Source organism: Rhizobium sp. Root708 (genome assembly GCF_001429725.1).
Classification (GTDB): Bacteria; Pseudomonadota; Alphaproteobacteria; order Rhizobiales; family Rhizobiaceae; genus Rhizobium.
In genome coordinates this window covers 1-21,526 of sequence record NZ_LMHV01000010.1, presented here as the reverse complement: position 1 = coordinate 21,526, position 21,526 = coordinate 1, and the positions used below count along the sequence as shown (strand labels likewise).

Sequence of the window (21,526 nt, the reverse complement as noted above, 5' to 3'; positions counted from 1 at the left end):
GGCGAACCGCTTCGCCGGCCAGCATCGCCCAGTCTTCCGGCGACAGATCAGAACGGCATCTTGAAGCCGGGGGGGATCGGAAGGCCTGCGGTCAGCGCCTTTGTCTTCTCCGCAGCCGCGGCCTCTGCCTTGTCCTTGGCATCCTTGTGAGCGGCGACGATCAGATCCTCAAGAATCTCGACATCATCTTCCTTGAACAGCGACGGGTCGATCTTCAGGCTCTGCATCTCGCCCTTGCCGTTGAGGATCACGGTCACGAGGCCACCACCCGACTTGCCTTCGGCATGGAGCTCGGCGATCTCCGCCTGCATCTTCTCCATCTTGGCCTGCATTTCCTTGACTTTGCCCATCATTCCCATGATGTCGCGCATCGTCTCGCTCCTTCTCGATACTTTAGAAAATTATATCGTCGCCCGGCAGAATATCACCTTCTTCGGATTCGGCAGCGGCAGGCGCGGTGGCCTCCTCTTCCTCCTCCGGTTCGGGCGCCCGCACGCGCACGTCAATGATCTTGGCGCCGGGAAACTGGGCCAGAATTGCCGCGACGTCGGGATCCTGGCGCGCGTCGCTGACCTGTTGCGCCTTGGTGTTGGCCTCCGCCTCGACCATCGTCGGCTGGCCCGGCTCGCGGCTTAGGCTGACGATCCAATGGATGCCAGTCCACTCCTTGAGCTTCACCGCCAGCTCATTCAGCAGCGTACCCGGAGCGCCTTCGGTCAGATTGACATCGAGGCGGCCGGGTTCGATCCGAACAGGTCGCACGAAATTGCGCACCAGCGCCTTGAGCTTCACATCGCGCTTGTCGCCGGCGAGGTTCGCAATGTCGGCGATCGAATTGACGACCACCAGAGGCTTCGGCGCCTCGGCCGGCTTCGTTTCGGCGCGGCCAACCGGTATGTTCCGCGGATCGGGGTTCGGCACCGCGCGCAACATGGCGGTCGGGCCTGCGGGCTGTGGGCGCGGAATAGTTTCCGTCGATCGTGCCGCCAGGTTGCCCTGATAGTTTACCGTTGCACCGCCACCGCCATTGCCGGATGGCGTCGACGGGCGACCGCCGCCACTCGTCTCGGAGAATTCCGCAAGACGACGGGCAGCATCCTCGGGTGCAGGCAGATGCGCCGCATGTGCCAATCGGATCAAGACCATTTCGGCCGCACCGGCCGGGCGCGAGGAGCCTTCCGCTTCGGGAATGCCCTTCAGCAGCATCTGCCAGATGCGCGACAACGCCGTGACGGCAACGCCCTGGGCGAATTCCGCGGCCTTGGTCCGTTCGATCTCACTGAGCGAAGGGTCGTTGGCGGCGTCAGGCACGTATTTCAGGCGCGTGACGAGATGCGTGAAATCGGCAAGGTCGGTGAGCACGGCAACAGGATTGGCGCCTGCCTCATACTGGCTCTCGAATTCGCGGAGTGCCGCGGCGACATCGCCCTTGATGATGTGATGAAAGAGATCGACTATGCGGGCGCGGTCGGCAAGGCCGAGCATGCCGCGAACAGCTTCGGTCAAGACGGCGCCGCCGCCATGGGCGATTGCCTGATCGAGCAGCGACAGACCGTCGCGCGCCGAGCCTTCGGCGGCACGGGCGATCATCGCCAGCGCGTCGGGCTCTGCCTCGATGCCTTCCTTCGATGCAATCGTGGTGAACAGACCAACGAGATCCGAGGCGCTGATGCGGCGCAGGTCGAAGCGCTGGCAGCGCGACAGGACCGTAATCGGCACCTTGCGGATTTCGGTCGTCGCGAAGATGAACTTCACATGCTCCGGCGGCTCTTCGAGCGTCTTCAGCAGGCCGTTGAAGGCCTGCGTCGAGAGCATGTGCACTTCGTCGATGATGTAAACCTTGTAGCGCGCAGACACCGGGCGGTAACGCACCTGCTCGATGATCTCGCGGATATCGTCGATACCGGTATGCGAGGCGGCGTCCATCTCGATAACATCGACATGGCGGCCTTCCATGATCGCCTGGCAATGTTCACCGGGGATTCGCAGATCGATCGTCGGCTTGTCGATGTCAGATGTCTTGTAGTTCAGCGCGCGCGCCAGGATACGGGCAGTCGTCGTCTTGCCGACTCCGCGAACGCCGGTCAGCATGTAGGCTTGCGCGATGCGGCCGGTCTCGAAGGCGTTGGTCAGGGTCTGGACCATCGGCTCCTGGCCGACCATCAGATCCGTAAAATCCTTGGGGCGGTATTTGCGTGCCAGCACCCGGTATCCGGTGCCCGTCGAGGCGGCATCTTGTGATTGTCGCTCGGTGTCGCTCATCGCCCTGCTTAGCGCCCGGACTGCCCGGGCAAGAATGGAGAGAAGGGTGGGAGGCTGGCACGATGACCCGTGCCTGGCTCGTTAGGGCTGCTTCCTTCCGGACCTGACCCGGTTGGCGAGTGGCTCGTCCACCACCAACCTCCCGAAGGCACATATCGGCAATATCGCGATCAAAAGCAAGCCAAGGCCGAAAAAAACTGCTAGCCTGAGGAAAACTCTGGAGGAATGCCTGTTGGACGAATTCAAGCTCGACCGCCGGTTGGAAAGCGACAGCGACCCCGTCATGCGCACGGGGCTGTGTGAGCTTCGGTTGTCGAAGGATGCCCGCTGGCCTTGGCTGATACTCGTGCCGCGACGCGTCGATATCACCGAGGTCTTCGAACTGACGCCACTCGATCAGGTGATGCTGACATTCGAGACCGATATGGTCGCGTCGGCGTTGAAGAAGACGACGGGCGCGACAAAAATCAATATCGGGGCTCTTGGCAATATCGTCCGCCAGCTTCATGTTCACGTCATTGCCCGCTTCGACGGCGATGCCAACTGGCCGAACCCGGTTTGGGGATTCGGCAAGGCGGAGCCCTATGTCGCGGATAAAAGAGATGCATTCATAGAGACGTTGCGGGAAGCCCTTTCATCATGAGCCGTTCGCTTTTCGATTCGGATGTTCCGCATCCGGAACCCAGTAGCCTGACTGCCTTCGCCGCCAACGACCTCACGCGCGATTCCGAACATCGCGACGAGACATCCGTCGACAAGGCGCTTGCAAAGGAAGGGACGCACATCTTCGCCTTCGCCGGAGACAAGCTGGTCCTGAAGCATGACGGACAAGTGCTGGATCCGCTGTTTGCGCGATATGAGCTGAAGGACCTGCGTCCGAATTGGGACGAGACGGTACTGCTCGGCTACCGCAAGACGGGCGAGCCGCGGCTTGCTGTTCCGGTCGGCATACCCGAAGAAGAGCTTACCAGCCAGTATAAGCCGGCGGACGGGCGTTCGCTGTTTCGCGAAATGCTGATCGACGACGTCTTGCTCGGCGAGTTCGCGCAAGGGGCCAGCCTGATTCGCTGGAACCGCGACAACCGGTTTTGCGGCCGCTGCGGTTCAGCGATGGAAACCCACATCGGCGGCTACAAACGTGTCTGTACGGCCTGCGGACATGAAATCTTTCCACGCACCGATCCCGTCGTCATCATGCTTGTTGTCGATGAGGAGCGCGATCTCTGCCTGCTCGGCCGCAGCCCGCATTTCGCGCCGGGCATGTATTCCTGTCTCGCTGGTTTCGTCGAGCCTGGCGAAACGATCGAAAACGCAGTCAGACGCGAGACGCTGGAAGAGTCCGGAATCCACACCGGGCGGATCCGCTACCATGCCTCGCAGCCCTGGCCTATGCCGCATTCGCTGATGATCGGCTGCTATGCCCAAGCAAAATCGCAGACCATCAAGTTCGACGGGCAGGAGCTAGAGGACTGCCGCTGGTTTACCCGAGAAGAGACACTGGAGATGCTCGAGCGTCCCGGCTCGACCGGCAAGGCGCCGCCGCCCAAGGGCGCGATCGCCCATCGGCTGATGCGCGACTGGATCGAGTGGAAGAAGCCCTAAGCGCCAGCAGAGGCACGTGACATGGCACGTTCCGAACGCCTTCTGACCTTGCTGCAAACGCTCCGGCGCTACCGTCGGCCCGTCAGCGGTGCCGTGTTGGCAACCGAGACGGGCGTCAGCATCCGCACGCTCTATCGCGACATTGCCAGCCTGCAGGCGCAGGGCGCCCTCATCGAAGGAGAGCCGGGGCTCGGTTACGTGCTGAAACCGGGCTTCATGCTGCCGCCGATGATGTTTTCCCAAGACGAGATCGAGGCATTGGTTCTCGGATCGCGATGGGTTGCCCGTATCGCCGATCCGCGCCTGGCCGCCGCGGGTGCCGATGCGCTCGCGAAGATCGCGGAGGTTCTGCCCCGCGAAATGCGCGATGATCTGGAGACGTCGACCCTTCTGGTGCACATGCGCCCCCCGGTCGCCGACAAGGCCGATCTCGACGCCATTCGCAAAGCAATCCGCAGCGAACGGATCCTCAAGCTCACCTATTCCGACGAAAGCGGAGCGGTCTCTGTCCGCAGTGTCTGGCCGTTCGCGCTCAGCTATTTCGAACACGTGCGCGTCATCGTCGCCTGGTGCGAATTGCGTCAGGATTACAGGCACTTCCGTACCGACCGTATCGTCGAAATGAGCCCGCAGGACGGGCGCTATCCGCGCCGCCGCGCCGTGCTTCTGAAGGAATGGCGGGACCAGCAAGACATCGCTCCATGAGGACGCTTGATACTGCCATAAACTGACAGTGGCCAGCGCTATTATCGGTGCCAATCCAAACAGGAGCACCGATGATGACGAACCTGCACTTCACCCAAGCGACACACGAAAATCGCGCTGACGAGCATGAAGCAGCCGGCTATCCGCATTCGCCGCTTCTGCGGATGATGCTGAACGCATCGCGCCGGATGGCACAAAACAGATATCCACGCCTTGATCCGGAAGCCATGTCCGAGTCGATGAAACGGGATCTCGGTTTCGTCGACTGGGGCCGTCGCCCCTGCCAAGAAGGCTAGCGGCAACCGATAACCACACATCTCCCGGGACAACGACCCAGCGCGCCGCGGCAAACGCAGCGGCGCTTCGCTCGAAACCGTTACATCAATGCGAGGGACATCCGATGAACAGCCCCAACCTTATCATCCTCTACGTCAAGAACCCGGCCGAGAGCGCCGCCTTCTACCGATCTCTCCTCGGTCGCGATCCCGTTGCCGAAGCACCCAACTTCGTGGCATTCGCGCTTGACGGCGGCTTCACTCTCGGTCTCTGGCGGCTGAGCAAGGTTGCACCCCAGCCATCCGCCACCGGCAGCCGGGCGGAGATCGCCTTCATGGTTCCAGGCGAGAACGGCGTATCGACGCTCTACCAGGATTGGCAGAAGCGACAGCTGCCGATCGCCCAGGAACTGACGGATCTGGATTTCGGCCCGACTTTCGTCGTGCTCGATCCCGACGGCCATCGCTTGCGGGTCTGTGAGCCGGATAAATAAACTATAAACAAGAAGGGCGCCCGAAGGCGCCCTTGCTCATTTCTGTAGCTGCAACTGGCCGCGCATCGGGTGCCCCTTGTAGACACCGAGAATGCGTACCTTCTCCGAGAAGAAGCGCAGTTCCTCGAGCGCACGGCGCACGTTGGCGTCGTTCGGATGCCCTTCGATATCAGCATAGAACTGTGTCGCGACGAATTTTCCGCCAAGCTGATAGCTTTCAAGCTTCGTCATGTTGATGTTGTTCGTGGCAAAGCCGCCGAGCGCCTTGTAGAGGGCTGCGGGGATGTTGCGAACGTTAAACACGAACGTCGTCACGAGCTTTTCTTCCGCCGAGCTGCGGTGCGCCCACTCCTCATCCCTGGAAAGAATGACGAAGCGGGTGACGTTGTCCTCGGTGTCCTCGACGTTTTCAGCAACGATATCGAGGCCATAGAGGTCAGCGGCCAGACGCGGCGCAAGTGCCGCCATTGAACGATCACCGGTTTCCTGGACGAGCTTTGCCGCGCCGGCCGTGTCTCCGGCGATGACAGGTTTCCAGCCATGCGACCGGACGATCTTGCGGCACTGACCAAGCGCATGGATGTGGCTGTGAACCGTGCGGATCTCGTCCTTCGTGACGCCGGGCAGCACCATCAACTGGAAGCGAATCGGCATGAAATACTCGCCGATGATATGCAGCCGCGATTCCGGCAGCAGATGATGAATATCGGCGACGCGGCCGGCGATCGTGTTCTCGATCGGAATCATGCCGATATCGGCATCACCGTTTTCGATGGCCACGAACGCGTCTTCAAACGTCTGGCACGGCAACGGTTCCATGGTCGGAAACATGTCGCGGCACGCCATGTCGGAGTTCGCGCCGAACTCGCCCTGGAAGGCGATCCTGTTGGTCTTGATATTCATGGAAGATCCGTCACTTCGTTCTAGTGGCAAGAATGCGCCGCGCCTTTTCTAGGTCGGCGGGAGTATCGACACCGAGCGGAACCGTGTCAACGATCTCGACATCGATGCGCATGCCGGCTTCGAGCGCGCGAAGCTGCTCGAGCGACTCGCGCTTTTCCAATACCGAAGGCGTGAGCGTCACGAAACGCTCCAGAGCCGAACGGCGGTAGGCATAGAGCCCGATGTGATGATAGAGCGGTCCGTCGCCGTAGGGTGCGGTGGCGCGCGTAAAATAGAGCGCCTTCAGGCGGCTCGCGGAAAGAGGCGAGCCGACGATCTTGACGATATGGGGCGCGGTCTTATCCGCCTCATCCTCAATCTCGATCGTCAGCGTGCCGATATCGACTGCCGGATCCTCCAACGGCCGCAAGGCGGCACGAACGGTTTCAGGCTCGATCGTCGGCAAATCGCCCTGCACGTTGACGATGAATTTCGCACGTCCCTCGGGATCGACCTTCATTAGCGCTTCGTAGATGCGGTCCGAACCCGACTGGTGATCCTGCCTCGTCATGATGACTTCGAAGCCGGCAGCGGCGACCACATCGAACACCTCCTGCTCGTCGACGGCGACGACGACGCGTCCGATCTCGGCTTCCTTTGCCCGCAATGCCACCTGCACGATCATCGGTAGACCGCAAATATCGGCCAGCGGTTTGCCGGGAAGGCGGGTCGATGCCATGCGCGCAGGTATCAGAACGAGCACGTCATCTAAATTTGGACTTGTCATTGTTCGGGCCTTCTAATCCGGGCGGAAAAGTGTCAAAAAGTCTCACGCAGCAGCCGATTAACACTGTTGCAACAGATAGCCAAAAGACATAGGTTCCGCGCGATTTCAAGATGGTCCGGTGTTATGTCTGCCGGCTGCGAGGGGAGCATTGCAGATGAATTCTTACGTGAATACCGCGGTGGGGGCGCTGCTTGGGACGGTGTTCGTCCTGATGTCGGTCTCCATCGCATCGGAGGGGATCTTTCACTCGGAGACACCGGAGAAGGAAGGCTTTGCAATCGTAGCCGAAGAGGCGTCCGCCTCGGGTGGTGGCGAAGCAGCGCCGGCAGCAGCCGTTCCGATCGCGCAATTGCTTGCCAAGGCCGATGCGAAAGCCGGCGAAGCTGTTTTCAAGAAGTGTCAGGCCTGTCATGACGCGACCAAGGGGGGGCCGAACAAAGTCGGGCCGAACCTCTATGGTCTCGTCGATCGTCCAATCGCGACGCATGAAGGCTTTGCCTATTCGTCGGCTATGAAGGACTTCTCCAAGGGCGGCAGCGAAAAGTGGACATTCGACCACCTGAGCCACTTCCTGACAGCACCGAAGAAGTACGTCGCGGGCACGGCCATGGGCTTTGCCGGTCTTCCGAAAGATGCGGATCGCGCCAACGTCATTCTCTATCTTCACACGCTGGCTGACTCGCCGGTTGCGCTTCCCGATCCGAACGCACCCGATAGCGCCACGCAGTAAGCGTCATTCTGCTTCGCAGAAGAACATCAAAGCCCGGCTCATGCCGGGCTTTTTGCTATGCGCCCAGAAGATAAGCCCAGAACGATACCGAGATTGCACCAAGGGCGGTGGTCAGCGTGATGGTCGATGCAGCCAGGCTGTGGCCGACACCGAAACGGTTGGCGATCAGCCAGGCATTGACGCCGGTCGGCACTGCGGAGATCAGCACCAGGGCGGCCGTCCAGTCGCTTTCCAGTCCGAGCAGGTTGCTTGCTGTCCAGACACAAGCCGGCAGCAGCAAAAGCTTGAAGGCCGAGGTGACGCTGGCGATACCGGCATTGCCGGAGATTCCGTATTTTTCGAGAGCCATGCCGAGCGAGATGAGCGCGACCGGGCCTGCGACACCGGCAATCTGATCGACGATCAGCTTTACCGGACCAGGAATTTGAAGCCCAAGGAGATGCATGGCGGCACCGGCCGCCAAGCCGATGACCAACGGATTTCTCACGAGGTTTTGCGCGATCTGCCCGACGACCTTGGCGATGCTGCGCTCCTGCTTGCCGCCCATCTTGTGCTCGGCACGCTCCATCATGATCGTTCCGATAATCATCATGACCGGCAGATGCACCGCGATCAGGATCGACAGGGGCACCAACCCCTTGTCGCCGACCGTTCGCTGGACGAGCGGCAGACCGATGAAGATGGTGTTGGCGAAAGCGGAGGAGACGCCGGCGAGGACCCCTATGCGGTCATCGCGTCCAAAAAACCTCGTCGCTGCGATATGCGCGGCGACCCACGTCACCGCCACGCCGGAAAAATAGGCGATCCAGAGACGAAAGGGCGATGCCCCGTGGAAGTCCGCAGCGGCGATTGTCCGGAACAGCAGAAGCGGCACTGCAATCTTGAAGACGAACTCGCTGAGGGCATCGCCGATCTCGGCCTTCATCAGCTTCGCCTTGACCGTTAGCCAGCCGATCAGGATCATGATGAAGATGGGGAGGACATCGAAGATTATGGCTGACATTCAGAACGGCTGCCTTGCGAGAGATCGCTATGCGTAACAGCAAACCGCCTTTGATGACAAACCGGCATCCGACAAAACAAAAAAAGCGGGGCTCGCCCGCTTTTCCGCATCCGGTCTACCGGATAGTCCGGTCCGCAAGGCTGCCAGTTCATCCGTGGTCAGCATCGCTTCCGGTATCGTCGAAGGGCTTCATTCCCCTCTCGACTGGCGACGACCGTCAAGCCGTCCATGCCAATCTCGTTGACAGCAGGTATAGAGGCCTCTGATGACATCGAGATGACGCGGAGGCGGCATTTTTGCGACGATACCGGGAGTTGCCAAAAGCGCCCGGATATCGGAAGCTCGGTTGTGCGCGCCGCACGCCATGTCGATCGAAATGGATTTGAGCCGCATGACGACAGTCTCCTCTACTGCAACAGGCAGCCAGCGAACCACGTCGATTTGCCGCGGCTGCTGGGACCAGATGCACGTGCCGATCCCGATCCGAGGCCCTCTGGCTCTTCCCTTCCGTGCGTTCGGCATCACCCGCAGCAAGATGAACCCCAACATCTGCACGATCTGCGAACGCTCGTTTCGCTATGTGAAGAAGCAACGTCACGTCACCGTGCAGGCAACGATCCTTTTTGCCGACATCAGGGGCTACACGGCCCTCTCCGAACGGATCGAACCGGTCAGGCTGAGCGAGATCGTCAGCCTGTTTCAGGACCGCTGCGCGCAGGCAATCTGGGCCCATGACGGTATCGTCAATAAGCAGATGGGCGATGGGTTGATGGCGATCTTCAATTTCCCGATCGCTCGGAAAGATCACGCCAGCGCAGCCGTCATGGCAGCGATGGATATACAGCGATATTGCACCACCGCGCTGAGTGGCCTTGCCGCCGATGCCGGTGTCCGAGACCGCAAGATTGGCGTCGGCGTCGGGATTCACGGCGGTGATGTCGAGATCGGCGAGTTCTCGAGCTTTCGCAGCGATTTCACCGCGATTGGCGGCGCCGTCAATCTGGCGGCGCGGCTGGAGTCTCAGGCGGACGCCGGCGAGATATTGGTATCGACCGACACGGCCGCTCGCGCCGAGACACTTCTTTCGGGCGCAGAAACGCGCCTGCTCACTCTCAAGGGGATAGAGCAACCGGTGCAGGCGCGCGTGCTTGCGGAACGATGATTGGCAATTGCAGCCCGCGAAGAGCCATTTCCGGTCATGATTGGTGCTGTCAGCACAGCGAAGACGTTATTTAGCCGTTGCTGCGGCGTGTCGACGCCATTTCCGCTTCCCATGCGGCGAAATTCCGCTAAGACCAGACACCGGCTATCACCAAAACCGGGACCCTCCCTTTCATGACCAAATTCGATGTTCTGACCGTCGGCAACGCCATCGTCGATATCATCGCGCGTTGCGACGACCAGTTCCTCATTGACAACAAGATCACCAAGGCGGCGATGAACCTCATCGATGCCGAACGCGCCGAGCTTCTCTACGCGAGTATGGGACCGGCGATTGAAGCCTCCGGCGGCAGCGCCGGTAATACCGCGGCAGGTGTTGCGAGCTTCGGCGGCAAGGCCGCCTACTTCGGCAAGGTGGCGGACGACCAGTTGGGCGAGATCTTTGCGCATGACATCCGCGCACAGGGCGTTCACTACCAGACGCAGCCGAAGGGCAAGTTCCCGCCGACCGCGCGCTCGATGATCTTCGTCACCGATGACGGCGAGCGCTCGATGAATACCTATCTCGGCGCCTGCGTCGAGCTTGGACCCGAGGATGTCGAAGCCGACGTGGTCGCGCAGTCCAAGGTCACCTATTTCGAAGGCTACCTCTGGGATCCGCCGCGCGCCAAGGAAGCGATCCGCGAATGCGCGCGCATCGCCCACGAGAACGGCCGTGAAATGTCGATGACGCTCTCTGACAGTTTCTGCGTCGACCGCTATCGCGGCGAATTCCTCGACCTGATGCGCTCCGGCACCGTCGACATCGTCTTCGCCAACCGCCAGGAGGCACTGGCGCTTTACGAGACCGACGACTTCGAAGTTGCGCTGAACAACATCGCCAAGGATTGCAAGATTGCAGCCGTGACGATGAGCGAGAACGGTGCGGTGATCCTCAAGGGCACCGAGCGTTTCTATGTGGATGCGATCACGATCAAGGAGCTCGTCGATACGACGGGTGCGGGCGATCTTTTCGCCGCCGGCTTCCTCTACGGCTATACACAGGGCCGGACGCTCGAAGACTGCGGCAAGCTCGGTTGCCTCGCAGCCGGCATCGTGATCCAGCAGATCGGTCCGCGGCCGATGAAGTCGCTTGCCGACGCCGGCAAGCAGGCGAAGCTTACTTAAAGGCTTCGCCCGGGTAAGCACCCCAGATTTCCGACTGCGCCACCCAACCCTCGGCGCCGTCGCTCTTGGCGAAGCACCAATCGCCATTGCATTCGCCGATGTTCATCATGGCGCCGGGCTCCAGCTTGGCAACCACGGTTGCCGATGGCAGGGCATCACGGCGCATGTTGACATAGACGGACTTGCCTTTGCCCTTCATCCATGGGGCAGCAATGGCCGCGCGCGAGCCCGACAGCAACGATTGGTTGACCCAGCCCTCGGTGCCATCGGCATCGCGGATCTGGCGCCAGTTGTCGTATTCCTGAATGATTTCGACCGGCAGGCCTGCTTTGAGATACATCCACGAGGCAGCGTAGTCCGTGCCCGGACCGATGCGCAGATTGACGCGCTTGGACTTCAGCGTCACGAAACGCGGCAATGGCAGGCCGCTCGGTCCCTTGGCCGCCTGCGCGGCGGCCATCTCAGCCGTTCCCGCAGAAAGCACGAAACCGATCGCAAGGGCGAGGCAAGATTTCAGGACTTTGCTATGCATGGGACTTCCGTTTGCTCAGTGGAGTGAAGGGCAGGACTGCTGCCTGGCGCCGGGAACTCGACATTCCTGCGCACGCTGAACGAGTTTTGTTTGTCTTCGCGTGCGGGTCTGGTAGAAATTGCCCGGAACGGGAAAATTATCCCGCGTCTTGGTTAAGGACCTCTTTACAAGTTAGCGCCGGCGCACATGACGACGAAGAAAAAACCGAAGGTCTACATCACGCGGAAGCTGCCCGATGCGGTCGAGACACGCATGCGTGAACTCTTCGATGCGGAACTCAATATCGATGATACGCCACGCTCCAAGGCGGAGTTGATTGCCGCCGTAAAGAGTGCCGATGTTCTGGTGCCGACCGTCACCGACAGGATCGACGCTGCCATCATCGAGGAAGCAGGCCCGCAGCTGAAGCTGATCGCCAGCTTCTCGAACGGCACCGACCACATCGATGTGGAGGCGGCGGCCCGCAAGGGCATCACGGTTACGAACACGCCGAACGTGCTAACCGAAGACACGGCCGACATGACCATGGCGCTCATTCTCGCTGTGCCACGCCGCCTGGGCGAAGGTGCGCGAGTATTGACGGACCAACCCGGTGAATGGGCCGGATGGTCGCCGACCTGGATGCTTGGACGACGCATTCACGGCAAGCGCATCGGGATCGTCGGGATGGGCCGGATCGGCACCGCCGTTGCCCGCCGCGCCAAAGCATTTGGCCTCTCGATCCACTATCACAACCGCAAGCGCGTGAACCCGGCGACCGAGGACGAGCTCGAGGCGACCTATTGGGAAAGCCTCGATCAGATGCTTGCACGCGTCGATATCGTTTCGGTAAACTGCCCTTCGACGCCGGCAACGTTCCACCTGCTTTCAGCGCGCCGCCTGGCCCTGCTGCAGCCGACGGCCTACCTCGTCAATACCGCGCGCGGCGACGTGATCGATGAAGCGGCGCTGATCAAGAGTCTGCGCGAGGGCAAGCTGGCGGGCGCGGGTCTGGATGTCTTCGAGAACGAACCGACGGTCAACCCGAAGCTGATCAAGCTTGCCAACGAAAGCAAGGTCGTGCTGCTGCCACACATGAGTTCGGCGACGATCGAAGGCCGCATCGACATGGGCGACAAGGTGATCATCAACATCCGCGCTTTCATCGACGGCCATCGCCCGCCAAATCGGGTGCTGCCCGGCCGCTAAGCCGAAACCGGCTTGCGCATCTCGATCGACGTCGTCATGGTGAAGCCGGGATGCGCGTTTTCGGCGGTCTTCTCGAATCCCCACCGCGCGAAGACGTCATGATTTTCGACGAGCTCTATGCGGGCTTCGAGCCGCAGGGATAACAGGGCTTGGTCTCGCGCCAGCTGTTCGGCAACGGTCAACAGCCGACGGCCTATGCCTCGGCCTTGCGCATTTGGCGTGACGGCCAGCTTGCCGACATATAGGCAACCTTCTTCCGGGCGCAGGAAGATGCAGCCGCAGAGGATATCCCCGTCCATCGCCACATAAGCGATTTCGGTGCGGGCCTTTTCCGCCAGCATCGCTGGGGTGAGCTTCAAGGCGGATGACGGCGGATCAATGCGATCGTTCATATAGGCGAACGACGACAGGATCAGCGCCAGCAGCTCGTCCCAGCGCTGAAAATCCTCGTCGATGCGGACGATGTTCATGATGCCTGGCTTTGCCTTGAGCGGCGGCGCTTGTAGCGGATTGTCTCGAAGCGGGCGGCGACCGCATCATAGAGCAAAAGCCGGCCAACCAACGGCTCCCCAGCGCCGGTTATCAGCTTTATCGCTTCCATTGCCATTAGCGTGCCGATTACCCCCGTCAACGCGCCGATAATGCCGGTTTCGGCGCAGGCGGGGATCAGTCCTGCCGGCGGCTTCTCGGGAAAAAGGTCGCGATAGGACGGGTTTGGCGTCCCGTCTTCGGCCGTCTCATAAGGCTTGAGAACGGTGACGGAGCCATCGAAGCGACCGACAGCGCCTGTGACCAAAGGGATTTTCGCCGCCTCGGCAGCGTCGGCCGCCGTATAGCGAGTATCGAAATTATCCGACCCGTCTATCAGCAGATGGAAGCCCGAGAGATGACGGCGCGCCGTATCCGGCGAGAAGCGTTCTTCAAAGCGGATCACGTTGACGTGCGGGTTCAGACGAGCGATCGCGAAGGCGGCGCTTTCCGTCTTCAACTCGCCGATCGTTCCGGAATCATAGATCACCTGCCGCTGCAGGTTAGAGAGCGAAACCCGATCATCATCGGCAATACCCAGCGTGCCGATGCCTGCCGCCGCCAGATACTGCAGGACCGGCGCACCCAGGCCGCCGGCACCAATGACGAGCACCCGAGCGGCTTTCAGTTTCTGCTGGCCTGCGCCGCCGATCTCGGGAAGCAGGATATGGCGCTGATATCGCGCGATTTCTTCCGGGCTGAGGGGTTCCATAGGCGGGATGCTAGCACGGCCTTTGGTTGAGGGGGAAGCAGCATCGGTCATTCGAAAACCTTTCCATCGGCAACGGTAAAGAACTGCGCGCGCTCGCCAAGTGCGGAGAACATGGCAGGATCGGTACCCGTCATGAAGGCCTGACCGCCGAGTGCGTCGATGAGGTCGAAGAGCGCGGCACGTCTGCTCTCGTCGAGATGCGCGGCGATCTCATCAAGCAGGAGGACCGGCGCGTAGCCTGTGAGATTGGCGACCAGGCGAGCATGAGCAAGGATCAATCCGACCAGGAGGGCTTTCTGTTCGCCGGTGGAACAGCGGGCGGCGTCCATCTGCTTTTGCCGGTGGCGGACAAGCAGGTCGCCTCGATGGGGACCGTCAAGCGTGCGACCGGCCGCAGCGTCGCGGTAGCGGCTCTCCGCAAGCATGGCTGCATACTCGTCCTCAAGGTCGACGGCCGGGCGCGAGAACTGACCCTCCATGAAACCGGCAAGCTCAAGCGCCGCGGCCGGAAAAGGCGAGGTTTCATGCGTCTCATCGATCAGACGGGCGAGCAGGCCGAGCATCTCCTGCCGCGCCATTGCCATCGCGATACCGAGGCTCGCCATCTGCTGTTCGATACCGGAAAGCCAGGCAGGATCGAAACGACGTTCGTCCAGCAGCTTGTTACGGCTGCGCATGGCGCGTTCGAAATCGCTGGCACGGCGGCCATGGGCCGGATCGAGCGACAACACAAGCCGATCAAGGAACCGTCTGCGTTCGGACGAGCCTCCGGTGAAAAGGCCATCCATGGATGGCGTCAACCAGAGGAGACGTAGATGGTCGGTCAGTTCGTCGGCCGATTTTGCGGGCGTGCCGTTGATACGCAGGCGACGGGAGGCGCTGTCGTCGGTGGTATCGACGCCGGTGCCGATCTCTACCTCGCCCTCCATTCCATCGAGTTCCGCGAAGATCGAAAAGCCTGCTGTCGCGCCGACGCGGGTGACGTCGCCATAGGTGGCACGACGCATCCCCCGCCCGGGCGACAGGAACGAGACGGCTTCCATCAGATTGGTCTTGCCGGCGCCGTTGTCTCCCGTCAACACCACATGCCTGTCGTCGAGCGGCAGCGAGACAGACGCATAGTTGCGAAAGTCGGTCAGCTTGAGACGGGAAAGAGAGACCTTTTGCGGCATTCGATATCCGGATTCGTGGTGCCCGAGAGCTAAGCGCTGCGAGCCCCGATGGCAAGGGGACTGAGGCAGTAACACCGTCAATCGCAGGCGGGACAGGCAACGGTAGGCCACGTCGCAGCGACCAAAGTGGATATTGGCGCTCTTCACCCTGACACCGTAGAATACATCGAGATCAGGGTGACACGCGATGGGACGTTTGCCGAAAATGCGGACAACAGTTGGCGGCGCGGCGATGCTGCTGCTTGCGTATCTGCTTGCTGCCTATTTCCTGATCCCGGAGGTATGGATCCATCACGACGCCGGCCGCATCGCAGAATTTGGGCCGATGGTCACAACCACCGAGCAGGATATCCCCGGCGACCCCATCAATGTCGGGCTCGTCGGCTCCAAGGAGGAGGTGCTGCATGCCTTCGCATCAGCTGGATGGGATCCCGCCGACAAGATCACACTTCGGACTTCGGCTGAGATCGGTTTAAGCGTCGTGCTTGACCGGCCTGATCTCGACGCGCCCGTCAGTCCCCTGCTGTTCGAGGGTCGGAAACAGGATCTGGCGTTTGAGAAGGCGGTCGGCAAGAGCGCCGACGAGCGCCACCACGTCCGCTTCTGGGAAACCAGGAGCACCGGCGCGGATAAGCGTCCTCTGTGGCTCGGCTCGGCGAGCTTCGACCGCGGTGTCGGCTTCAGCCACGATACCGGCCAGATCACCCATCATATCGCCCCCGATGTCGATGCCGAGCGAGATCTTGTTATTGGCGACCTTCAGACTGCCGGGCAATTGTCCTCCACCTACGAAATCCCGGGGATCGGTGCCACAAAGACCGGTCGCAACGGGGGTGGCGATCCGTATTTCACCGACGGGAAAGCACTGATCGGCGTGCTGCATGGCCCCGCTACACCGTAACCGCTTCCATGCCGTTTCAAATCGGCTGAAGATGAGCACCGAATCACAAAAAGGTGCGCCTTGAGAATCGCCGCAGCACAGACCCTGGTTTCTTCCGATATCGCGGCGAACGGCAGCGCAATCCGAAGCATGATCACCGCCGCGGCCGTCAATGGCGTGCGCGTCATCAATTTCTGCGAAGGTGCGCTTTCAGGGTACTCCAAGTTCCAGGTCAAGCATCCCGACGACTGGAGGAGCTTCGATTGGCAAAAGCAGGAGGCGGAGCTTCGGGCGATCGCCGATCTCTGCGGAGACCTTGGTATCTTTGCTGTTGTCGGTGGTGCGCATCGGCTGACAGAGAGCTGTCCGCCACACAACAGTCTCTACATCTTCTCCGACGAAGGCGCGCTTCTTACCCGCTATGACAAAAGGTTCCTGTCGAACAGCGAGCTCGGCGGCTGGTATTCGCCCGGCACTGCACCCGTCACGTTCGATGTCGACGGTTATCGATTCGGCTGTGCCATCTGCATCGAATCTCAGTTTCCGGAGGTGTTTCAGGAATACGAGATGCTTGGCGTCGATGCTGTGCTTTTTTCCTCTTACGGCATTGCCGAATATTTCCAGATTGCGCTTCGCGCTCATGCGGGGCTGAACTGCATCTGGATCGGCGCGGCTACACCGGTGCAGAAAGCCGCCAAAGGCCCGGCCGGTATCATCGGGCCGGATGGACAATGGGTGACGCAGTGCGCCGCAACGCGCGAACCGAAGCTCGTAACCGCCGTGCTCGATCGGGACGACCCTCTCTACGATATTCCACTGCAGAAGGCCCGACCCTGGCGGCGGAAGGCGCGGCAGGGCAAGATCTATCGCGAGAAGTTGGTCGATAACCCGAGAACCGAAGACAGAAGCGGCTATTGAAGCGCAATGCTGCCTTGCGCCGCGGCACCTTCATCTCTCGGTGTGAACTGCCTATATGAGGGAGGTCGCGGGTTGCGACATGCCGGAGTTCATGATGGATACCGAAATACAGGGTCGTGCTGCGCATGTGGCCGCCATTCGCGAGCGCGCGGAAGCCGACATGAAGGCGATGGGCATCGATGAAGCATTCATTGATCGGCTGGTCGATACGTTTTACGAGCGCGTGCTGCAGCATCCGGCGCTCGGGCCGGTCTTCGACGCCAGGCTTTCCGGCCGCTGGCCCGAACATATGCAGAAGATGAAAAGCTTCTGGTCATCGGTCGCTTTCCGCAGCGGCGCCTATGGCGGCAAGCCAGTGCAGGCGCATACCGGTGTCGCGAACATGTCGCCCGATCTCTTCCCGCAGTGGCTGGTGCTGTTTTCCGAGACGCTTGACGATATCGCTCCGAACCCGGAGGCCAAAGCCTGGTTCATGGCGACCGCCGAACGGATCGCCCGGAGCCTGACGCTATCGCTGTTCTACAATCCGGCACTCGACGATCCGCACCGGAAGCCTGCCTAAGCCATGTCAGGCAACCCGCTTGTAGAAAAGCGTCGTGGCACAGAGGCCGCCCTCAGGCCATAGCGCATAATCCGGGATCACGCCGACCCGCTCCCAACCGAGTCGTGGGTAGATCGCCTCCGCATCGCTTCCGGTTGCCGTGTCGAGCACCAGCAGCGTCATGCCGCGCGCCGCTGCTTCCCGTTCGGCGGCATTCATCAGCACGCGCGCCAGCCCCTTGCCACGTGCGGCACGATGCACGAGCAACTTCTTCAGATCGCCGCGATGTGGCTGGTTCGGCATCTGTGCCGCGCCGACCTGCACGGTGCCGACGATCCGGCCTTCGATTTCGGCAGCAACGAGCAGCGTCGCGCCTGATGCGACGGCGTCCGCAACACCCCGCCAATAGGGCTCGGCATCGACATTGGTGTATGGCTGCATGAAGCCGACCGAGGCGCCGCCGTTGACGCAGTCGCTCAACACCTCACAGAGGCCTGATATCGCCGCGCGGGCTTCTGCCGCGCCGAGAAGGCGGATCGTTGCTGTCATTACTTTTCTCCTGAAATGAACTAGCGCCCGCGCCGGTCAAGCACGACGCAATAGCGGGCGGGAATATTACCGGGGTTATGAAAGACATGGCCTTCACCGACCGGCATGAAGAGACAGTCGCCAGGCAGCAGGCGATGCAGCTGGTCGCCAGTCGTCATTTCCATCTCGCCATCGAACAGCCAGACGTGCTGGGTCATGCCGCTACTTGCCGCATGCGGCGGGAAACTGACCCGACCGCCAGGCGGGAACTCGACGTCGACGATGTCGACATCGGACAAAGTGCCCGGTGGCGAAACCGAGCGCCTGAGATAGCCCGTCTCCGGATCACGCCAGACCTGCTGATCCTGCCGGCGCGACAATGGCGAGACTTCGCCCTCTTCAGCGAAGAATGCTGAGAGCGACAGCCCGAGCGCCGCGCACACCCGCGCCAGCAAGGACGCAGTCGGGCTCGCTTCGCCACGCTCGATCCGCGAGATCATTGCACGGCTGACACCCGACGCATTGGCGAGGTCATCCAGCGTCAAATTTCTTTGCATCCGGAGTTTGCGAATGCGACTGGCAATCGCCTTTTCCAGTTCCTGTTCCGTCATTAGATCTCAATTTCCATTATCGTAGAGGTACATAGTCCAATGATGGAATCAAGACCTATCTTTCAATCTGAGAAACCGCCTCTTATCGTAAACGAACTCCTGCTTTTCTGCTTTGCGGCAAGGGGCAGCACTGCTATATGGCGCGCATGAGCACCAATCCGACCACTCCGCTTTCCCATATCCGCAACTTCTCGATCGTGGCCCACATCGACCACGGCAAATCGACGCTGGCAGACCGCCTGATCCAATCGACGGGCGGCCTGGCCGAACGCGAGATGTCCGAACAGGTGCTGGACAACATGGATATCGAGCGCGAGCGCGGTATCACCATCAAGGCTCAGACGGTGCGCCTGCACTACAAGGCAAAGGATGGTGACACCTATATCCTGAACCTGATCGACACGCCCGGCCACGTCGACTTCGCCTACGAAGTCTCGCGTTCGCTGTCGGCCTGCGAAGGTTCGTTGCTCGTCGTCGACGCCTCGCAGGGCGTGGAAGCGCAGACGCTTGCCAACGTCTACCAGGCGATCGACAACAATCACGAACTCGTCACCGTTCTCAACAAGATCGACTTGCCGGCGGCCGAGCCCGACCGTATCAAGGAACAGATCGAGGAAGTGATCGGCATCGATGCCTCGGAAGCGGTGCTGATCTCGGCTAAGACCGGCCTCGGTATCCCCGACGTCCTCGAGGCCATCGTCCAGAAGCTGCCGGCGCCTAAGAGCCCAGGTGGCGAAAAGGCGCCGCTGAAAGCGCTGCTCGTCGACAGCTGGTACGATACCTATCTCGGCGTCATGGTTCTCGTCCGCGTCATCGACGGCGTGCTGACCAAGGGGCAGACGATCCGGATGATGGGTACCGACGCCAAGTATCAGGTCGAACGCGTCGGCGTGTTGACGCCGAAGATGGTCAATGCCGATAGTCTCGGCCCAGGTGAGATCGGTTTCATCACCGCTTCGATCAAGGAAGTCGCGGACACCCGCGTCGGCGACACCATCACCGAAGACAAGCGCCCGACGGCGCAAGCCTTGCCGGGCTTCAAGCCGGCGCAGCCCGTGGTCTTCTGCGGCCTGTTCCCTGTCGATGCGGCGGATTTCGAAGATCTGCGCGCGGCAATGGGCAAGCTTCGCCTCAACGACGCGTCTTTCTCCTTCGAGATGGAATCATCCGCCGCACTCGGCTTCGGCTTCCGCTGCGGCTTCCTTGGCCTGCTGCACCTCGAAATCATCCAGGAACGCCTGGAACGTGAATTCAATCTCGATCTGATCGCCACGGCACCGTCGGTCGTCTATCAGCTGACGATGACCGATGGCAGCGAACGCGAACTGCACAATCCGGCCGACATGCCCGATGTCGTCAAGATCGATGAGATCCGCGAGCCCTGGATCAAGGCAACGATCATGACGCCCGATGATTATCTCGGCGGCATCCTCAAGCTCTGCCAGGACCGTCGCGGTATCCAGACGGAACTCACCTATGTCGGCACCCGCGCGATGGTGACCTACGAACTGCCGCTGAACGAAGTCGTCTTCGACTTCTACGACCGGCTGAAGTCGATCTCCAAAGGCTATGCCTCGTTCGACTATCACCTCGAAGGTTACCGTGAGGGCAACCTCGTCAAGCTATCGATCCTCGTCAACGGCGAGCCGGTTGATGCGCTGTCCATGCTCGTCCATCGTGCGTCTGCCGAAAAACGCGGTCGCGACATGTGCGAGCGGCTGAAGGAGCTGATCCCGAAGCACATGTTCAAGATTCCGATCCAGGCCGCCATCGGCGGCAATGTCATTGCCCGCGAGACGATCTCGGCGTTGCGCAAGGACGTGACGGCGAAGTGCTATGGCGGCGACGCCACCCGCAAGCGCAAACTTCTGGACAAGCAGAAGGAAGGCAAAAAGCGCATGCGCCAGTTCGGCAAGGTGGAGATTCCGCAGGAAGCCTTCATCGCCGCGCTCAAGATGGGTGACGAGTAAAGAGCCATTTCAGCCCGGCCGGAGCGCAACGCGTGGCCGGGCTACTTATAGGCCTCAGCTGCAGGCCATGTATTCCTTCACCAATCCTTCGTAGGCGTCCATCTCGGGTAGCGCCTCATAGCTCCTGACAGCGCCTGTTTCGGCGAAGGGCAGCTTTTCGCGTGTCCAGGTCTCGATAAACGGCTTGAACCAGCGCGGGTCGTCCAGCATCGTCGGGCGGATGTTGACGAACCATTCCATCCCTTCCGATCGCGTGAACATCCAGGTCATGCAGTGGCCGCAAAAATAGTGGTGCGCGTCGTCCCCGTGCAGGCCACCAATAACAGGCTCGCCCTCGGTGATTTCGAAGCCCTCAGCCGGAATGGCGGCGCTCAGCGAATAGGCGCTCGACGACATCTTCTGGCAGCCCGTGCAATGGCATGCCATGGTCAAGAGCGGCTTGGCGCTGATCGTCAACCGAACGCGGGCGCATCGGCACCCACCTGTCCAAGAAGGTTGATCATTCATCCGCTTGCTCCTTGTTAGATTGCTCCAATCTAGCGGGGACTGCGGGGCTGTCAAATTGCGGTCCGGCCTTTCAGCGCTGGCTCAACGACGGCGACCACGATTTCCGTCCACGCAAGGCTGTCTCGGGCTACACGCTGGCGGCTCACCTGCAGGGCTTGTCGTCTCGGGTTTCCGCATGGATTAGCGGCTTGCCCAGCTGGCCTGCCCCACTAGGCCTCGCTTTCGTTCTGTCTTAGCGTGTTGCGGAACGCAAGATAGCCCCATTCGGGGCTCTTGATGTTGTGTGTTTGTGCTGTGTGTTTTTGGAAGATTGGTTGCGGGGGCAGGATTTGAACCTGCGGCCTTCAGGTTATGAGCCTGACGAGCTACCG

General features: G+C 60.9%; 25 protein-coding genes and 1 other RNA gene. 13 read left to right on the top strand and 13 right to left on the bottom strand.

The genetic code is table 11. The annotated features are described in order from the left end of the window. Positions 1-47 precede the first annotated feature (47 nt). From ASE04_RS09635 to ffs, 3 genes are all read right to left on the bottom strand, one after another. Positions 48-371 (bottom strand): YbaB/EbfC family nucleoid-associated protein, encoded by a 324-nt coding sequence (locus ASE04_RS09635; protein ID WP_007799011.1) that lies wholly within the window; start codon positions 369-371, stop codon positions 48-50. 22 nt (positions 372-393) lie between these two features. Next, positions 394-2,262: a DNA polymerase III subunit gamma/tau gene (locus ASE04_RS09630; protein WP_056815745.1), complete on the bottom strand. Its 1,869-nt coding sequence runs from the start codon at positions 2,260-2,262 to the stop codon at positions 394-396. A 46-nt stretch (positions 2,263-2,308) separates the two neighbouring features. Continuing rightward, positions 2,309-2,405, bottom strand: an RNA gene (gene ffs / locus ASE04_RS29890) — signal recognition particle sRNA small type. 89 nt (positions 2,406-2,494) lie between these two features. On the opposite strand from ffs, the gene ASE04_RS09625 reads away from it, so the two are divergent. The 5 genes from ASE04_RS09625 to ASE04_RS09605 all read left to right on the top strand — a co-directional run bounded on the left by ASE04_RS09625 (position 2,495) and on the right by ASE04_RS09605 (position 5,338). Next, on the top strand, positions 2,495-2,905 hold the full coding sequence (locus ASE04_RS09625) for an HIT domain-containing protein (protein WP_156408746.1): 411 nt from the start codon (positions 2,495-2,497) through the stop codon (positions 2,903-2,905). Continuing rightward, positions 2,902-3,864: an NAD(+) diphosphatase gene (gene nudC, locus ASE04_RS09620; protein ID WP_056815743.1), complete on the top strand. Its 963-nt coding sequence runs from the start codon at positions 2,902-2,904 to the stop codon at positions 3,862-3,864. Before ASE04_RS09625 ends, nudC begins: the two co-directional genes overlap by 4 nt. Before the next feature lie 21 nt (positions 3,865-3,885). Further along, positions 3,886-4,569 carry a helix-turn-helix transcriptional regulator gene (locus ASE04_RS09615; protein WP_056815740.1) on the top strand — a complete coding sequence of 228 codons (684 nt, stop codon included), beginning with the start codon at positions 3,886-3,888 and terminating at the stop codon, positions 4,567-4,569. Between the two features lie 71 nt (positions 4,570-4,640). Further along, positions 4,641-4,865 (top strand): hypothetical protein, encoded by a 225-nt coding sequence (locus tag ASE04_RS09610; RefSeq protein ID WP_056815738.1) that lies wholly within the window; start codon positions 4,641-4,643, stop codon positions 4,863-4,865. A gap of 104 nt (positions 4,866-4,969) precedes the next feature. Further along, complete coding sequence (locus tag ASE04_RS09605) at positions 4,970-5,338, top strand: VOC family protein (protein WP_056815735.1); 369 nt, start codon at positions 4,970-4,972, stop codon at positions 5,336-5,338. A gap of 36 nt (positions 5,339-5,374) precedes the next feature. Here ASE04_RS09605 and ASE04_RS09600 read toward each other — a convergent pair whose 3' ends face one another. Continuing rightward, entirely contained in the window at positions 5,375-6,241 is an 867-nt protein-coding gene (locus ASE04_RS09600) for a prephenate dehydratase (protein WP_056815732.1), read from the bottom strand. A gap of 10 nt (positions 6,242-6,251) precedes the next feature. Then, complete coding sequence (locus ASE04_RS09595; protein WP_056815730.1) at positions 6,252-7,007, bottom strand: 3-deoxy-manno-octulosonate cytidylyltransferase; 756 nt, start codon at positions 7,005-7,007, stop codon at positions 6,252-6,254. Positions 7,008-7,161: 154 nt separating this feature from the next. Here ASE04_RS09595 and ASE04_RS09590 point away from each other — a divergent pair, with 154 nt between their 5' ends. Beyond that, positions 7,162-7,737, top strand: coding sequence for a c-type cytochrome (locus ASE04_RS09590; RefSeq protein ID WP_056815727.1), 576 nt, complete (start codon positions 7,162-7,164; stop codon positions 7,735-7,737). Between the two features lie 55 nt (positions 7,738-7,792). Here ASE04_RS09590 and ASE04_RS09585 read toward each other — a convergent pair whose 3' ends face one another. Continuing rightward, positions 7,793-8,740: an AEC family transporter gene (locus ASE04_RS09585; protein ID WP_056815724.1), complete on the bottom strand. Its 948-nt coding sequence runs from the start codon at positions 8,738-8,740 to the stop codon at positions 7,793-7,795. A gap of 391 nt (positions 8,741-9,131) precedes the next feature. Here ASE04_RS09585 and ASE04_RS09580 point away from each other — a divergent pair, with 391 nt between their 5' ends. Further along, complete coding sequence (locus ASE04_RS09580; protein ID WP_056815925.1) at positions 9,132-9,902, top strand: adenylate/guanylate cyclase domain-containing protein; 771 nt, start codon at positions 9,132-9,134, stop codon at positions 9,900-9,902. Positions 9,903-10,075: 173 nt separating this feature from the next. Beyond that, on the top strand, positions 10,076-11,068 hold the full coding sequence (locus ASE04_RS09575) for an adenosine kinase (protein ID WP_056815721.1): 993 nt from the start codon (positions 10,076-10,078) through the stop codon (positions 11,066-11,068). Here ASE04_RS09575 and ASE04_RS09570 read toward each other — a convergent pair. Next, a complete protein-coding gene (locus ASE04_RS09570; protein ID WP_056815718.1) occupies positions 11,061-11,600 on the bottom strand; it encodes an SH3 domain-containing protein in 540 nt (179 codons plus the stop codon). The genes ASE04_RS09575 and ASE04_RS09570 overlap by 8 nt on opposite strands. A gap of 186 nt (positions 11,601-11,786) precedes the next feature. On the opposite strand from ASE04_RS09570, the gene ASE04_RS09565 reads away from it, so the two are divergent. Beyond that, positions 11,787-12,788, top strand: a complete 1,002-nt coding sequence (locus tag ASE04_RS09565) for a 2-hydroxyacid dehydrogenase (protein WP_056815716.1) — start codon at positions 11,787-11,789, stop codon at positions 12,786-12,788. Here ASE04_RS09565 and ASE04_RS09560 read toward each other — a convergent pair. From ASE04_RS09560 to recF, 3 genes are read right to left on the bottom strand one after another with little or no spacing between them, the layout of a single operon-like run. Beyond that, complete coding sequence (locus tag ASE04_RS09560) at positions 12,785-13,258, bottom strand: GNAT family N-acetyltransferase (RefSeq protein WP_056815713.1); 474 nt, start codon at positions 13,256-13,258, stop codon at positions 12,785-12,787. The genes ASE04_RS09565 and ASE04_RS09560 overlap by 4 nt on opposite strands. Then, on the bottom strand, positions 13,255-14,079 hold the full coding sequence (locus tag ASE04_RS09555) for a molybdopterin-synthase adenylyltransferase MoeB (RefSeq protein WP_056815710.1): 825 nt from the start codon (positions 14,077-14,079) through the stop codon (positions 13,255-13,257). The genes ASE04_RS09560 and ASE04_RS09555 overlap by 4 nt, the downstream gene beginning before the upstream one ends. Then, on the bottom strand, positions 14,076-15,200 hold the full coding sequence (gene recF, locus ASE04_RS09550; RefSeq protein WP_056815707.1) for a DNA replication/repair protein RecF: 1,125 nt from the start codon (positions 15,198-15,200) through the stop codon (positions 14,076-14,078). The genes ASE04_RS09555 and recF overlap by 4 nt, the downstream gene beginning before the upstream one ends. 187 nt (positions 15,201-15,387) lie before the next feature. Between recF and ASE04_RS09545 the strand changes: the two genes are divergently transcribed. The 3 genes from ASE04_RS09545 to ASE04_RS09535 all read left to right on the top strand — a co-directional run bounded on the left by ASE04_RS09545 (position 15,388) and on the right by ASE04_RS09535 (position 17,560). Beyond that, entirely contained in the window at positions 15,388-16,101 is a 714-nt protein-coding gene (locus ASE04_RS09545) for an LssY C-terminal domain-containing protein (RefSeq protein WP_056815704.1), read from the top strand. A gap of 60 nt (positions 16,102-16,161) precedes the next feature. After that, positions 16,162-16,998 (top strand): carbon-nitrogen hydrolase family protein, encoded by an 837-nt coding sequence (locus ASE04_RS09540; protein WP_056815700.1) that lies wholly within the window; start codon positions 16,162-16,164, stop codon positions 16,996-16,998. Positions 16,999-17,092: 94 nt separating this feature from the next. Beyond that, positions 17,093-17,560 carry a group III truncated hemoglobin gene (locus tag ASE04_RS09535; protein WP_056815921.1) on the top strand — a complete coding sequence of 156 codons (468 nt, stop codon included), beginning with the start codon at positions 17,093-17,095 and terminating at the stop codon, positions 17,558-17,560. A gap of 6 nt (positions 17,561-17,566) precedes the next feature. Here the strand turns inward: ASE04_RS09535 and ASE04_RS09530 are convergent, their stop codons facing one another. Both ASE04_RS09530 and ASE04_RS09525 read right to left on the bottom strand, forming a co-directional pair. Next, complete coding sequence (locus ASE04_RS09530) at positions 17,567-18,088, bottom strand: GNAT family N-acetyltransferase (RefSeq protein ID WP_056815697.1); 522 nt, start codon at positions 18,086-18,088, stop codon at positions 17,567-17,569. Positions 18,089-18,108: 20 nt separating this feature from the next. After that, the gene (locus ASE04_RS09525) at positions 18,109-18,678 is read right to left on the bottom strand and encodes a helix-turn-helix domain-containing protein (RefSeq protein ID WP_056815693.1); all 570 of its coding nucleotides are present in this window, start codon (positions 18,676-18,678) and stop codon (positions 18,109-18,111) included. Positions 18,679-18,815: 137 nt separating this feature from the next. Here ASE04_RS09525 and lepA point away from each other — a divergent pair, with 137 nt between their 5' ends. Beyond that, positions 18,816-20,648, top strand: coding sequence for a translation elongation factor 4 (gene lepA, locus ASE04_RS09520; RefSeq protein ID WP_056815691.1), 1,833 nt, complete (start codon positions 18,816-18,818; stop codon positions 20,646-20,648). A 54-nt stretch (positions 20,649-20,702) separates the two neighbouring features. Here lepA and ASE04_RS09515 read toward each other — a convergent pair whose 3' ends face one another. After that, positions 20,703-21,155 carry a GFA family protein gene (locus ASE04_RS09515; protein ID WP_056815688.1) on the bottom strand — a complete coding sequence of 151 codons (453 nt, stop codon included), beginning with the start codon at positions 21,153-21,155 and terminating at the stop codon, positions 20,703-20,705. Between the last annotated feature and the right edge of the window lie 371 nt (positions 21,156-21,526).

Excerpts from the sequence above, each read along its gene's own strand:
- ASE04_RS09635 (WP_007799011.1), bottom strand. The coding sequence starts at position 371 with ATGCGCGACATCATGGGAATGATGGGCAAAGTCAAGGAAATGCAGGCC.
- ASE04_RS09630 (WP_056815745.1), bottom strand. The coding sequence starts at position 2,262 with ATGAGCGACACCGAGCGACAATCACAAGATGCCGCCTCGACGGGCACC.
- nudC (WP_056815743.1), top strand. The coding sequence starts at position 2,902 with ATGAGCCGTTCGCTTTTCGATTCGGATGTTCCGCATCCGGAACCCAGT.
- ASE04_RS09615 (WP_056815740.1), top strand. The coding sequence starts at position 3,886 with ATGGCACGTTCCGAACGCCTTCTGACCTTGCTGCAAACGCTCCGGCGC.
- ASE04_RS09610 (WP_056815738.1), top strand. The coding sequence starts at position 4,641 with ATGATGACGAACCTGCACTTCACCCAAGCGACACACGAAAATCGCGCT.
- ASE04_RS09605 (WP_056815735.1), top strand. The coding sequence starts at position 4,970 with ATGAACAGCCCCAACCTTATCATCCTCTACGTCAAGAACCCGGCCGAG.
- ASE04_RS09600 (WP_056815732.1), bottom strand. The coding sequence starts at position 6,241 with ATGAATATCAAGACCAACAGGATCGCCTTCCAGGGCGAGTTCGGCGCG.
- ASE04_RS09595 (WP_056815730.1), bottom strand. The coding sequence starts at position 7,007 with ATGACAAGTCCAAATTTAGATGACGTGCTCGTTCTGATACCTGCGCGC.
- ASE04_RS09590 (WP_056815727.1), top strand. The coding sequence starts at position 7,162 with ATGAATTCTTACGTGAATACCGCGGTGGGGGCGCTGCTTGGGACGGTG.
- ASE04_RS09585 (WP_056815724.1), bottom strand. The coding sequence starts at position 8,740 with ATGTCAGCCATAATCTTCGATGTCCTCCCCATCTTCATCATGATCCTG.
- ASE04_RS09580 (WP_056815925.1), top strand. The coding sequence starts at position 9,132 with ATGACGACAGTCTCCTCTACTGCAACAGGCAGCCAGCGAACCACGTCG.
- ASE04_RS09575 (WP_056815721.1), top strand. The coding sequence starts at position 10,076 with ATGACCAAATTCGATGTTCTGACCGTCGGCAACGCCATCGTCGATATC.
- ASE04_RS09570 (WP_056815718.1), bottom strand. The coding sequence starts at position 11,600 with ATGCATAGCAAAGTCCTGAAATCTTGCCTCGCCCTTGCGATCGGTTTC.
- ASE04_RS09565 (WP_056815716.1), top strand. The coding sequence starts at position 11,787 with ATGACGACGAAGAAAAAACCGAAGGTCTACATCACGCGGAAGCTGCCC.
- ASE04_RS09560 (WP_056815713.1), bottom strand. The coding sequence starts at position 13,258 with ATGAACATCGTCCGCATCGACGAGGATTTTCAGCGCTGGGACGAGCTG.
- ASE04_RS09555 (WP_056815710.1), bottom strand. The coding sequence starts at position 14,079 with ATGACCGATGCTGCTTCCCCCTCAACCAAAGGCCGTGCTAGCATCCCG.
- recF (WP_056815707.1), bottom strand. The coding sequence starts at position 15,200 with ATGCCGCAAAAGGTCTCTCTTTCCCGTCTCAAGCTGACCGACTTTCGC.
- ASE04_RS09545 (WP_056815704.1), top strand. The coding sequence starts at position 15,388 with ATGGGACGTTTGCCGAAAATGCGGACAACAGTTGGCGGCGCGGCGATG.
- ASE04_RS09535 (WP_056815921.1), top strand. The coding sequence starts at position 17,093 with ATGGATACCGAAATACAGGGTCGTGCTGCGCATGTGGCCGCCATTCGC.
- ASE04_RS09530 (WP_056815697.1), bottom strand. The coding sequence starts at position 18,088 with ATGACAGCAACGATCCGCCTTCTCGGCGCGGCAGAAGCCCGCGCGGCG.
- ASE04_RS09525 (WP_056815693.1), bottom strand. The coding sequence starts at position 18,678 with ATGACGGAACAGGAACTGGAAAAGGCGATTGCCAGTCGCATTCGCAAA.
- lepA (WP_056815691.1), top strand. The coding sequence starts at position 18,816 with ATGGCGCGCATGAGCACCAATCCGACCACTCCGCTTTCCCATATCCGC.
- ASE04_RS09515 (WP_056815688.1), bottom strand. The coding sequence starts at position 21,155 with ATGAATGATCAACCTTCTTGGACAGGTGGGTGCCGATGCGCCCGCGTT.